The organism is Streptomyces yokosukanensis (assembly GCF_001514035.1).
Taxonomy (GTDB): domain Bacteria; phylum Actinomycetota; class Actinomycetes; order Streptomycetales; family Streptomycetaceae; genus Streptomyces; species Streptomyces yokosukanensis.
The window spans coordinates 234,186-247,309 of the sequence record NZ_KQ948206.1; the positions used below are offsets into that span (position 1 = coordinate 234,186).

Genomic DNA, 13,124 nt, shown 5'->3' on the forward strand with positions numbered 1-13,124 from the left:
AAACGACCATGCACGTCACGCATCTTTCGCTGGCCGACTTCCGCTCGTACGCCCGGGCCGAGGTTCCGCTCGATGCGGGCGTCACGGCCTTCGTCGGCCCCAACGGGCAGGGCAAGACCAACCTGGTGGAGGCGGTCGGGTACCTCGCCACTCTCGGCAGCCACCGGGTCGCCTCCGACGCCCCCCTCGTCCGCATGGGCGCCGAGCGCGCCGTCGTCCGGGCGCAGGTACGGCAGGGGGACCGCCGGCAGCTGGTCGAGCTGGAGCTGAACCCCGGCAAGGCCAACCGCGCCCGCATCAACCGGTCCTCGCAGGTCAGGCCGAGGGACGTGCTGGGGATCGTACGGACCGTGCTGTTCGCGCCGGAGGATCTCGCGCTGGTGAAGGGGGACCCCGGGGAGCGGCGGCGGTTCCTGGACGAGCTGATCACGGCCCGGTCGCCGCGCATGGCCGGTGTGCGCTCCGACTACGAGCGGGTGCTCAAGCAGCGCAACACCCTGCTGAAGACCGCCGCTCTCGCCCGTCGGCACGGCGGGCGGTCCATGGACCTGTCCACCCTCGACGTGTGGGACCAGCACCTCGCGCGCGCGGGTGCCGAGCTGCTCGCCCAGCGGCTCGATCTGATCGCGGCGCTGCAGCCGCTCGCCGACAAGGCCTACGAGCAGCTGGCCCCCGGCGGCGGTCCCGTCATGCTCGACTACAAGCCGTCCGCTCCCGGTGAGGCGCACACGCGCGAGGATCTCTGCGCCCAGCTCATGGCGGCCCTGGCCGAGGCGCGCAAGCAGGAGATCGAGCGCGGGGTGACCCTGATAGGTCCCCATCGGGACGACCTCGTCCTCAGGCTCGGTCAGCTGCCCGCCAAGGGGTACGCCTCGCACGGCGAGTCCTGGTCCTACGCGCTCGCGCTGCGGCTGGCCTCCTACGACCTGCTGCGGGCCGAGGGCAACGAGCCGGTGCTGGTCCTGGACGACGTCTTCGCCGAGCTGGACGCGCGCCGTCGTGAGCGGCTGGCCGAGCTGGTCGCGCCCGGCGAGCAGGTGCTGGTCACCGCCGCCGTGGACGACGATGTACCGGATGCACTGGCCGGCGCCCGGTATGCGGTGTCCGGTGGGACGGTGGAGCGCGTATGAGCACCGAGGAGCCCACGCCCAAGACCCCCAAGAAGGCGCCCGAACCCTCCGGTGTCGACCTCGCGCGCGTGGCGTTGCGCGCGGCGCGGGAGCAGGCACGCGCGCGTGGGGACGCGGCGCGGCAGAAGAAGCAGGTCCGGCGCGGCGGCGGGCTGCGCTCCGGGGCGCGCGCCGACGGCCGCGATCCGATGGCGCTGGGCGCCGCGATCAACCGTCTGCTGACCGAGCGCGGCTGGGAGGCCCCGGCGGCGGTGGGCGGCGTCATGGGCCGCTGGCCGCAGATCGTCGGCGAGGACCTGGCCAAGCACTGTGTGCCGCAGCGGTACGACGAGGACGAGCGTGTGCTGACCGTGGGGTGCGATTCGACGGCCTGGGCCACCCAGCTGCGCCATCTCGCGCCCGCGCTGGTCGCCCGGCTCAACGAGGATCTGGGGCACGGCACCGTACGGATGATCAAGGTGCTCAATCCGGGCGGTCCGCCCCGTCGCTACGGCCCGCTGCGCGCTCCGGGAAGCTCCGGACCGGGCGATACGTACGCCTGAGGCAGGGTGACGTACCTCACGTCGAGGGGGCGGAGCGGGGTGCCGGTGTGCCTGCGTACACCGGTGCGGGCGGCCGCCGGATCGCGGCCGGAGCGCCATCTGACCCCCCAGTAGCCAAGGGTTGACGGCTCGAAGCGCTGAGTGCCGCTGTGAGCCCCTTGGAGCCCCCATCCGTATATCGGGACCCGGTCGAGGCCGGTTCAGGGCGGCACATGGGGACTCAGGTACCGGCAAACCCCCATCGATGTCAGAGCTACCGGTAGACTGGAAGCCAATCCCGCCCCAATGTGGGGACCGCCCGGGAAAAGCTGAGCAACGCTGATCAAGGCTTACCAACGCAACATGCCGCAGCCGCTCCGGCAACCTGCCGACGAGCCCGGCTCGTGCTGTGCCAGAAAGGGCGCTTCGTGGCCGATTCCGGCAACCCCAACGAGAACATCCCGTCCACCGACGCCGGCGTGAACGGCGAGGCCGCCGAGGCCCCCGTGAGCGGCGAGGCCACAGCCTCCGCCTCCTACGACGCCAGCGCCATCACCGTGCTCGAAGGGCTGGACGCGGTCCGCAAGCGGCCCGGCATGTACATCGGTTCCACGGGCGAGCGCGGTCTGCACCACCTGGTGTACGAGGTCGTCGACAACTCGGTCGACGAGGCGCTGGCCGGGTACGCGGACACGATCGACGTCACGATCCTCCCCGACGGCGGCGTCCGGGTCGTCGACAACGGCCGCGGCATCCCGGTGGGCATCGTGCCCTCCGAGGGCAAGCCGGCCGTCGAGGTCGTGCTGACCGTGCTGCACGCGGGCGGCAAGTTCGGCGGTGGCGGTTACGCGGTCTCCGGCGGTCTGCACGGTGTGGGCGTGTCCGTGGTGAACGCGCTGTCGACCAAGGTGTCCGTCGAGATCAAGACGGACGGTCGCCGCTGGACGCAGGAATACAAGCTCGGCGTCCCGACCGCCCCCCTGGTCGAGCACGAGGCCACGGACGAGACCGGCACCTCGGTGACCTTCTGGGCCGACCCGGACATCTTCGAGACCACCGAGTACTCCTTCGAGACGCTGTCGCGGCGCTTCCAGGAGATGGCGTTCCTCAACAAGGGCCTGACGATCCGGCTCACCGACGAGCGCGAGTCGGCGAAGGCCACGAGCGGCGCGGACGAGGCGGGTGCGGACGAGAAGGCCGAGGTCAAGTCGGTCACGTACCACTACGAGGGCGGCATCGTCGACTTCGTGAAGTACCTCAACTCCCGCAAGGGAGAGGCCGTCCACCCGACGGTGATCGACCTGGAGGCCGAGGACAAGGACAAGAGCCTGTCCCTCGAGGTCGCCATGCAGTGGAACAGCGGCTACAGCGAGGGCGTGTACTCCTTCGCGAACATCATCCACACCCACGAGGGCGGCACGCACGAGGAGGGCTTCCGCGCGGCGCTCACCTCGCTGATCAACAAGTACGCGCGCGACAAGAAGCTGCTGCGCGAGAAGGACGACAACCTCACCGGTGACGACATCCGTGAGGGTCTGACCGCGATCATCTCGGTCAAGCTGAGCGAGCCGCAGTTCGAGGGCCAGACGAAGACCAAGCTGGGCAACACGGAGGCCAAGACCTTCGTGCAGAAGGCGGTCTACGAGCACCTCAACGACTGGCTGGACCGCAACCCGGTGGAGGCCGCGGACATCGTCCGCAAGGGCATCCAGGCGGCCACCGCGCGCGTGGCGGCCCGCAAGGCGCGCGACCTGACCCGCCGCAAGGGCCTGCTGGAGTCGGCGTCCCTGCCGGGCAAGCTCTCCGACTGCCAGTCGAACGACCCCACCAAGTGCGAGATCTTCATCGTCGAGGGTGACTCCGCCGGCGGCTCGGCCAAGTCCGGCCGCAACCCGCAGTACCAGGCGATCCTCCCGATCCGCGGCAAGATCCTCAACGTGGAGAAGGCCAGGATCGACAAGATCCTGCAGAACCAGGAGATCCAGGCGCTGATCTCGGCCTTCGGCACGGGTGTGCACGAGGACTTCGACATCGAGAAGCTCCGCTATCACAAGATCATCTTGATGGCGGACGCCGACGTCGACGGCCAGCACATCAACACCCTGTTGCTGACCTTCCTGTTCCGCTTCATGCGGCCGCTGGTCGAGGCCGGGCACGTGTTCCTGTCCCGTCCGCCGCTGTACAAGATCAAGTGGGGCCGGGACGAGGTCGATTACGCGTACTCCGACCGCGAGCGCGACGCACTGCTGGAGATGGGCCGTCAGCGCGGCAAGCGCGTCAAGGAGGACTCGATCCAGCGCTTCAAGGGCCTCGGCGAGATGAACGCCGAGGAACTGCGCGTGACCACGATGGACCAGGAGCACCGGGTCCTCGGCCAGGTCACCCTGGACGACGCCGCCCAGGCCGACGACCTGTTCTCGGTCCTGATGGGCGAGGACGTCGAGGCCCGCCGCCAGTTCATCCAGCGCAACGCCAAGGACGTCCGCTTCCTCGACATCTGAGTCGGTCTCAGCTGACCGCACCAGGAAGGATCTTCACCAGCAATGGCCGACGAGAACACTCCGGAAAACCCCGAGACCGAGGGCGGCGAGACCGTCATGCGCGTCGAGCCCGTCGGGCTCGAGACGGAGATGCAGCGCTCGTACCTGGACTACGCGATGTCCGTCATCGTGTCCCGCGCGCTGCCCGACGTCCGGGACGGCCTCAAGCCCGTCCACCGACGCGTGCTCTACGCGATGTACGACGGCGGCTACCGCCCCGAGCGCGGCTTCTACAAGTGCGCCCGTGTCGTCGGCGACGTCATGGGCAGCTACCACCCGCACGGCGACTCCTCGATCTACGACGCGCTGGTCCGCCTCGCGCAGCCGTGGTCGATGCGGATGCCGCTGGTGGACTCCAACGGCAACTTCGGCTCTCCGGGCAACGACCCGGCGGCGGCCATGCGCTACACCGAGTGCAAGATGGCGCCGCTGTCGATGGAGATGGTCCGTGACATCGACGAGGAAACCGTCGACTTCATGGACAACTACGACGGCCGCTCCCAGGAGCCGACCGTCCTGCCCGCCCGCTTCCCGAACCTGCTGATCAACGGCTCGGCCGGCATCGCGGTCGGCATGGCGACCAACATCCCGTCGCACAACCTGCGCGAGGTCGCGGCCGGCGCCCAGTGGTGCCTGGAGAACCCGGAGGCCTCGCACGAGGAGCTGCTCGACGCCCTCATCGAGCGCATCAAGGGCCCGGACTTCCCGACCGGCGCCCTGGTGGTGGGCCGCAAGGGCATCGAGGAGGCGTACCGCACCGGGCGCGGCTCCATCACGATGCGCGCGGTGGTCGAGGTCGAGGAGATCCAGGGCCGGCAGTGCCTGGTCGTGACCGAGCTGCCCTACCAGGTCAACCCGGACAACCTCGCGCAGAAGATCGCCGACCTGGTGAAGGACGGCAAGGTCGGCGGCATCGCCGACGTCCGTGACGAGACGTCGTCGCGCACCGGCCAGCGCCTGGTGATCGTCCTCAAGCGGGACGCGGTCGCCAAGGTCGTGCTGAACAACCTGTACAAGCACACCGACCTGCAGACCAACTTCGGCGCCAACATGCTGGCGCTGGTCGACGGCGTGCCGCGCACGCTGTCCCTGGACGCGTTCATCCGCCACTGGGTGACGCACCAGATCGAGGTCATCGTCCGCCGGACCCGGTTCCGGCTGCGCAAGGCCGAGGAGCGCGCGCACATCCTGCGCGGTCTGCTGAAGGCTCTGGACGCCATCGACGAGGTCATCGCGCTGATCCGGCGCAGCGAGACCGTCGAGATCGCGCGCAGCGGCCTGATGGGCCTGCTGGAGATCGACGAGATCCAGGCCAACGCGATCCTCGAGATGCAGCTGCGGCGCCTCGCGGCCCTGGAGCGGCAGAAGATCGTCCAGGAGCACGACGAACTCCAGGCGAAGATCAACGAGTACAACGCGATCCTGGCCTCGCCGGTCCGCCAGCGCGGGATCGTCAGCGAGGAACTGGCCGCGATCGTCGAGAAGTACGGCGACGACCGCAAGACCATGCTGGTGCCCTACGACGGCGACATGTCCATCGAGGACCTGATCGCCGAGGAGGACATCGTCGTCACCGTCTCGCGCGGCGGCTACGTCAAGCGGACCAAGGCGGACGACTACCGTGCACAGAAGCGCGGCGGCAAGGGCGTGCGCGGCACGAAGCTGAAGGAAGACGACATCGTCGACCACTTCTTCGTCTCCACGACCCACCACTGGCTGCTGTTCTTCACCAACAAGGGCCGGGTGTACCGGGCGAAGGCGTACGAGCTGCCCGAGGCCGGCCGGGACGCGCGCGGCCAGCACGTGGCGAACCTGCTCGCCTTCCAGCCGGACGAGGCGATCGCCGAGATCCTCGCGATCCGCGACTACGAGGCGGCGCCGTACCTGGTCCTGGCCACCAAGTCCGGCTTGGTCAAGAAGACGCCTCTGAAGGATTACGATTCGCCCCGTTCCGGCGGTGTGATCGCGATCAACCTGCGTGAGCGCGAGGACGGAAGCGACGACGAGCTGATCGGTGCCGAGCTGGTCTCGGCCGACGACGATCTGCTTCTGATCAGCAAGAAGGCCCAGTCGATCCGGTTCACGGCCACGGACGACTCGTTGCGTCCGATGGGCCGCGCCACCTCCGGTGTGAAGGGCATGAGCTTCCGCGAGGGCGATGAGCTTCTCTCGATGAATGTCGTTCGACCCGGTACGTTCGTGTTCACTGCCACGGACGGTGGGTACGCGAAGCGGACCGCCGTCGACGAGTACCGCGTCCAGGGCCGCGGCGGCCTCGGTATCAAGGCCGCCAAGATCGTGGAGGATCGCGGTTCGCTCGTCGGCGCGCTGGTCGTCGAGGAGACCGACGAGATCCTCGCGATCACCCTGTCCGGCGGTGTGATTCGTACGCGAGTCAACGAGGTCAGGGAGACGGGCCGTGACACCATGGGCGTCCAACTGATCAACCTGGGCAAGCGCGATGCCGTGGTCGGCATCGCACGTAACGCCGAGGCGGGGCGCGAGGCGGAGGAGGTCGACGGTGCGGACGTCGTCGACGAGTCCGCCGAAGGTGCCCAGGCCCCCGGCACGGACGAGGGTGATTCGCCCTCGGCCGAGTAGCACGAGGAGAGAGTCATCGTGAGCGGAGCCACGGGCGCCGGATCGGCCGGTACCTCCACGGGTACGGAGACGAACGGCGGCGGCCGTGGCTCCGCCGCGCACGGGGTGGGCGCGGGGAGCACGACCGACCCGCACACGACCAACCTGAAGCCGGTGAAGGTGTCCGAGAACGGCTCCTCCGGCACATCCGGATCCCAGGGGGGAACTGTGACCGACACCCGAGGCCCGGCCGCGCCCGGCGAGGCGCAGTCGCCGTCGCCGCTCCCCGGGGAGCGGCGCCAGGAGCAGCCCGCCGCGCCCTACCACCCGCCGCAGGCCTATCCGGCGCAGCCCCCGGCCGGCGCCGTACGGCGGCCGCGTACCGGCGCCCGGACGGCGCCGCGCACCCGCAAGGCGCGGCTGCGGGTGGCCAAGGCCGACCCCTGGTCGGTGATGAAGGTCAGCTTCCTGCTCTCCATCGCGCTCGGCATCTGCACCATCGTCGCCTCGGCGGTGCTGTGGATGGTCATGGACGCGATGGGCGTGTTCTCGACGGTGGGCGGCACGATCTCGGAGGCGACCGGTTCGAACGAGGCCAACGGCTTCGACCTCCAGGCGTTTCTGTCGCTCCCCCACGTGCTGACGTTCACGACCATCATCGCGGTCATCGACGTGGTCCTGGCCACCGCGCTCGCGACACTCGGCGCGTTCATCTACAACCTCTCCGCGGGCTTCGTGGGCGGCGTCGAGCTGACCCTGGCCGAGGACGAGTGAGACGCTCCGCATGCCCTGCGGGTCCCTGACCTGATAGTCCCCCGACAACCGATTTTGGGACTGACGTGGTCGTGCGCTAATCTTCAGGAGTCAGCGCGCGGGACACACACCGCAGAGCGCGGCGGGGCTATAGCTCAGTTGGTTAGAGCGCATCCCTGATAAGGATGAGGCCACAGGTTCAAATCCTGTTAGCCCCACAGTGTGAAGACCCCCGGTCCGGATGGATCGGGGGTCTTCTGCATCTACGGCTGCCCGTCCCGTGCTTGGCTGCTGGGATCCGGTGCTCGCCTCATAAGAAAAGGCCCGATCGCTGGCGACGGGGGATGCACCAGCGATCGGGCTGTGGCCAAGGGTAACAAGTTTGAGCGCCTTGCGGGGGCAAGTCGGCTGGGAATCAGTCAGGTTGGCCGATCATCGACCGCACGGGGGGTCGTAGGACAGGCGGGGCAGGTACTCGTGCCACTTCTGCTGGGTCAGCACGCCCCGGGTGACGGAGCAGATGTGTGCGATCGCCGCGTCGGAGTCCAGGTTCCACAGGCGGACCGTGTCGGTGCCGCTGGAGACGCCGAGGACGTTGCTCCCGATGCTGAAGGAGAGGAACGTACCCGACCTGGCGTTGGGGCTCATCGACTGGCCGATGGGGTCCGCGGACGCGGGGTGGCTGACGTTCCACAGCCGAACGGTGTTGTCACTGCCGCCGCTGGCCAGAACGTGCCCGTCCGGGCTGAAAGTCAGCAACTTGACGGCCTCGGTGTGACCGGACAGCGGCGCACCCAGCGCGGTCGCCGAGGCGGGATCGGTGACGTTCCACAGCCGGACCGTGTCGTCGTCGCTGCCGCTGGCCAGCACGTGTCCGTCCGGGCTGAAGGCGAGCGTGTTGATCGGACCGGAGTGCTTCGTGAGCCGGCCGAGCCCGGTCGGGCGGGCCGGGTCGGTGACGTCCCAGAGCCGGATGGTGCTGTCCGCGCTGCCGCTGGCCAGCGTGTGTCCGTCGGGGCTGAAGCCGAGCGCGTTGATGTACCCCCGGTGGCCGGTGAGCGGCTTGCCGCGCGCGACGGGGTGCGCGGGGTCGGCGACGTTCCACAGCTGAAGGGTGTAGTCGTCGTAGGAGGTGGCCAGGGTGCGCCCGTCGGGGCTGAAGGCGAGCGCGGGCCCCGCGAAGCGCGTCCGCAGGCGGATGGGCTTGCCGGTGACCGGGTGGGACGGATCGCTGATGTCCCACAGGTACACCAGGTGGTTGTTGGTGAGGACGGCGAGGGTGCGGCCGTCGGGGGAGAACACCAGCGGCGCGCGATGGCCGCCGTCCGCCTGCATGAAGGGTTTGCCCAGCGGCTCGGGCTGCCCGGGCCGCGTCACGTCCCACAGCCGCAGCCTGCCGTCCCGCGCCCCCGTGACCAGCACCCGCCCGTCCGGCCGGAACGCGCCGGTGCGGCCGACGATGTCCGACGTCGACAGCGACCACAGGCGGACCTTGCTGTCACCGCTGCCGGTGGCGAGGGTCCGCCCGTCGGGGCTGAAGGCCAGGGCGTACATCTCCCCGCTGCTCCCCGCGAGCGGCTCCCCGACCTGCGAGGGAGCCGTCGGATCGGCGACGTTCCACAGGGTGGCCGTGCTGTCCGCGCTCGCCGCGGCGAGCCGGCCGCCGTCCGGGCTGAAGGCCACCGACCAGATCGGGCCGGTGTTCCCGGTCAGGGGTGGGCCCAGCGCCGACGGGTCCGCGGGGTTGGAGACGTTCCACAGCCGGATCGTGTCGTCCGCGCTGCCGCTGGCCAGGGTGTGCCCGTCGGGGCTGAACGCCACCGAGTGCACGAGGTCCGTGTGGCCCCTCAGCACCGTGCGGTACGGCTTCGGACGGCGCGGGTCGGCCGTGTTCCACAGCAGGATCGTGTCGTCGTCACCGCCCGCCGCGAGAGTGCGGCCGTCGGGGCTGAACGCGACGCTGCGCACCGCGGCGGAGTGGCCGGTCAGGGGTGAGCCCAGCGCGGAGGCGTGGGCGGGGTCGGCCACGTTCCACAGTCTCACCGTGTGGTCCTCGCTCGCCGAGGCCAGCGTGTGTCCGTCGGGGCTGAAGGCGACCAGGTAGATCGTGCCCCTGTGGCCGGTGAGCGGTGTGCCGAGCGGCTTGGGGTGGGCGGGGTCCCGCACGTCCCACAGCCGGACGGTGCCGTCGTCACCGGCGCTCGCGAGGGTGTGCCCGTCCGGGCTGAAGACCGCGCTGCTCACCCAGCTGGTGTGGCCGGTCAGCGGCTTGCCGAGGGGCCTCGGGCGGCTCGGGTCGGCCACGTTCCACAGCCGGACCGTCCGGTCGTAGCTGGCCGTTGCCAGGGTTCTGCCGTCGGGGCTGAAACTGGTGAGGTACACGGCGCCGGTGTGGCCGGACAGGGGGGTGGCCAGCGGCGCGTTCACGATCGAGAGCAGCCTGCTGTACGTCCCCTCGTCGTGCGGGCGCAGCTGATGGGCGACCAGGTCGAGCTGTGCCGCCAGGGACGGATCCGTGTGCTGGGCCCGGTCCGCCTCGGCGAGCACCTGCTCGAAGACGGCGTCGTCCCGCTGCTGCCGGGCGATGATCGCCGAACCGCCCGCGACCAGCGCCAGCACCACCAGCGCCGCCACCGCGGCCCGGCTGATCCACACCGTGCGCTTGCGCAGCCGTACCGAGGCGGCCAGGAACTCCACCGCGCTGCGGGTCAGGAAGATGTCCCCGGCCGATCCGGCCCAGTTGCGCGCCTGCTCCAGCCGGGAGCCCCGGTACAGCAGCGAGCTGTCCCGGTCCGAGTCCTCCCAGGACCGGCCGTCCTCCTCCAGCCGCTGGCGCAGCAGTTGGTCGCCCCGGTCGTCGTCGATCCAGTGCCGCAGCCGGGGCCAGGCGTGCAGCAGCGCCTCGTGGGTGATCTCCACGGTCTCCGCGTCCAGCGTCACCAGCCGGGCCCGGACCAGCGCCTCCAGGGACTCCTCGGTCTTGCCGGGGTCCGCCGACTCCTCCGCGAGCTGGCGCCGGGTGCCCCGCCGGCGCGTGGCCTGGGTGTCCTCGCCCAGCCGGACGAGGCGCAGCAGAAGCAGCCGGGCGGCCGTACGGGCCGCCGGGTCCAGTCCCGACCAGGCACGCTCGGCGGTCGCCGCGACGGCCCCCTGGATGCCGCCGGCCGCGCGGTAGCCGGCCAGCGTCAGCCGGCCGGCCTTGCGGCGCTGCCAGGTGGCGAGCAGGGCGTGCGAGAGCAGCGGGAGCACGCCCGCGTCGTGCGCCCCGCGCGGGCCGTCGGCGCTCACCTCGCGGACGATCAGCTCGGCGAGGCCCGGTTCCAGCTCCAGACCCACCGCCTTGGCCGGTCCGGTCACCGCGTCGCGCAGCTCGGCGCTGGTCAGCGGGCCGAGCACCATGTGCCGGTGCTGGAGCGCGTCGGCCAGCTCCGGGTAGCCGAGGCACTGCTCGTAGAAGTCGGCGCGGATACCGAGGACGACGAGGACGGGAACGGGCCCGTACGAGCCGGCGGGCGGGGTGCAGGCGGCGCGCAGGAGCTGGATGAACGTACGCCGGTCGGCCTCGTCCGGGCAGAGAGTGAACGCCTCTTCGAACTGGTCCACGATGACGACGGGCCGGTTCCCGGCGGGCACCTCCCGGCGGGCCCACTCCGCCATGGCCTCGCGCGCCGCCCGGGCCAACCGGGGCGAGTCGGAGCCGGGGAGTGCCGGATTCTCCGTCGCCTCCTGCTCGGCCCGGCGTGCCTCGGCGGCGACACCGGTCAGATCGGGGATGCGGCGGACCAGCTCACCGAGGGGGTCGGCGCCGGGGACGAGATGCAGGACGCAGTCGGCCTGGTCCCTGCCGCCGACGGCGGTGCCCGTGGCGGCGGGGGCGGCGTCCGCCGAGGCGCCGGGCGCCTCGCGCAGGGCGCCGCCGCGCAGGGCCGGTACCAGACCGGCGTTCAGCAGCGAGGACTTGCCCGCTCCCGAGGCGCCGACGAGCATCACCAGACCGCCGGTCCGCTCCGCGGCGAGCAACTGGTCGACGAGCGCGCTCGTGCTCCGCTCCCGGCCGAAGAACCACCGGGCGTCCTCCTGCCGGTAGGGGGCCAGACCGCGGTAGGGGCACACGCCGCCGGCGACGGGCGGGGCCGGGGCGGCGGGCGGCTGCTGCTCCTCCTCGGCGGGCGGTGCGGGCCGGTCGCCGACCGGGTCGGCCAGCGCGCGCTCCCACAGCCGCTGCCAGTGCGCGAGGTCGTACAGGCCCGTGGACACCGCGGCGGGCCGCAGTCGGCGCGCCTCCGGGATCAGGATGTGCAGCACCGCCGCGAGGGCGGTGAACTGGGCCGGCACGTTCTTGGCCCGGCGCCAGTCGCTGATCCGCTGCGCGGACACCCGCACGGGCCGACCGCGCTCGTCGATCCGCTGCAGCCTTACGACCGCTTCGGCGACGCTCTTGAGGGGCGGGTTTCCAGCCTCCTTGTAGAGCAGTGCCAAGCGCTCGGCGAAAGCCGTGCGTGTCCCTGAGTCGGAACCCAAGGCCCCACCCCTTTACTTCCCCCCGCATCTGGACGTCCGGACCGGAAAACCCACCTTATATGGCTGACCTGCGGATAAGCACTGGACCGGAAGCGGCGGTCTCCTCCCGGGAGGGCAACAGATGGCAGGATCCGGACCGGGTAGTCGGCCCGTCACACACGGTCCGAACTGGCCACGGCCCTGTGCCCGCCGAGAGAGCGGCACGGCGCCGATGCATCTCGGCCAACCTGCATCAGCGATGAGCGAGCGGAACCCGCCGACGGCGGCTTCCCTCTTCGACCCGCGCCGAGCCGACGCGGTACGGGTCGACACTCCGCACCGTTCGGCACCGGTCCCCACGAGGGGAGGGACCGGTGCCGGGCGGGTGGGGCATTTCGAGAACGATCCGATTCAGCTGTTCACCGGGAGCCATCCGGCCGCGCGGGCCGTCGCCACGGCATGCCGCTCGGCCTCCTCGGCGGTGGAGTTCAGGGCCGCGTCCTGGCCCCGCGCGCTGCCGGCCGCCGCGGCCGCGGCGGCCTGGGACGCGGTGAGCGCCGCGCGCAGGGCCGTGGCGGCCGCCGACGGCGACTCCGATCCCGGTTCAGATCCCGATCCGTACGCCGATCCCGATCCCGCCGTAGCCGTAGCCGTAGCCGCGGCCGTGCCGTCATCGTCCCGGGCCGCGGCCACCTGGGCGGCCAGCGCCGCGGTGGCCGCGGCGTTGCGGGCGCAGCGGGCGTCCGCCGCCGGGTCCGGGGCGGACCCGGTCAGCGCGGCCAGCGACTCGGCCGACAGCCGCAGCGCGTTGGCGGCCCGCCCGACGGGATCCCTCGGCACGGCCTCGGCCGCGTCCTGTCCGACCCCGGCGTACCGGCACGCGGCGACCGCGCGGTCGTAGGCGCTGTGGGCACGGGCCCCGTGGCGTCTGCGCAGCGCCTCGGCCCGCGTGACCGCCGCGGCGGCCCCCTCGGTCCGTTCCTCTGTCCGTTTGCTCATCCTCGGCCTCCCTGCTCCGGGACGACGTGGTACCCCTGCTCTGGGGTGCCGGCAGGGTGCCACGTCGGTCGTGAAGAGACCAGAAGCACGGGTCCCGGCCG

Annotated in this window: 7 protein-coding genes and 1 tRNA gene; 6 read left to right on the top strand and 2 right to left on the bottom strand. The window is 71.1% G+C overall.

Annotation, left to right across the window (positions count from 1 at the left end):
- Nucleotides 1-8: 8 nt before the first annotated feature.
- The 6 genes from recF (at nt 9) to AQI95_RS01110 (ending at nt 7,742) form a co-directional block, all read left to right on the top strand.
- Nucleotides 9-1,130: a DNA replication/repair protein RecF gene (gene recF / locus AQI95_RS01085; RefSeq protein WP_067115734.1), complete on the top strand. Its 1,122-nt coding sequence runs from the start codon at nt 9-11 to the stop codon at nt 1,128-1,130.
- Nucleotides 1,127-1,672 (top strand): DciA family protein, encoded by a 546-nt coding sequence (locus tag AQI95_RS01090; protein WP_067115737.1) that lies wholly within the window; start codon nt 1,127-1,129, stop codon nt 1,670-1,672. Before recF ends, AQI95_RS01090 begins: the two co-directional genes overlap by 4 nt.
- A gap of 383 nt (nt 1,673-2,055) precedes the next feature.
- Nucleotides 2,056-4,152 carry a DNA topoisomerase (ATP-hydrolyzing) subunit B gene (gene gyrB / locus AQI95_RS01095; protein WP_067115740.1) on the top strand — a complete coding sequence of 699 codons (2,097 nt, stop codon included), beginning with the start codon at nt 2,056-2,058 and terminating at the stop codon, nt 4,150-4,152.
- 42 nt (nt 4,153-4,194) lie between these two features.
- Complete coding sequence (gene gyrA, locus AQI95_RS01100; RefSeq protein ID WP_067115743.1) at nt 4,195-6,792, top strand: DNA gyrase subunit A; 2,598 nt, start codon at nt 4,195-4,197, stop codon at nt 6,790-6,792.
- 18 nt (nt 6,793-6,810) lie between these two features.
- The gene (locus AQI95_RS01105) at nt 6,811-7,545 is read left to right on the top strand and encodes a DUF3566 domain-containing protein (protein ID WP_067115745.1); all 735 of its coding nucleotides are present in this window, start codon (nt 6,811-6,813) and stop codon (nt 7,543-7,545) included.
- Nucleotides 7,546-7,668: 123 nt separating this feature from the next.
- A tRNA-Ile gene (locus AQI95_RS01110) sits at nt 7,669-7,742 on the top strand.
- Between the two features lie 214 nt (nt 7,743-7,956).
- On the opposite strand, the gene AQI95_RS01115 is transcribed toward AQI95_RS01110, so the two are convergent.
- Nucleotides 7,957-12,045 carry an nSTAND1 domain-containing NTPase gene (locus AQI95_RS01115; protein WP_067115748.1) on the bottom strand — a complete coding sequence of 1,363 codons (4,089 nt, stop codon included), beginning with the start codon at nt 12,043-12,045 and terminating at the stop codon, nt 7,957-7,959.
- Between the two features lie 390 nt (nt 12,046-12,435).
- On the bottom strand, nt 12,436-13,023 hold the full coding sequence (locus AQI95_RS01120) for a hypothetical protein (protein WP_067115750.1): 588 nt from the start codon (nt 13,021-13,023) through the stop codon (nt 12,436-12,438).
- Nucleotides 13,024-13,124: the final 101 nt, after the last annotated feature.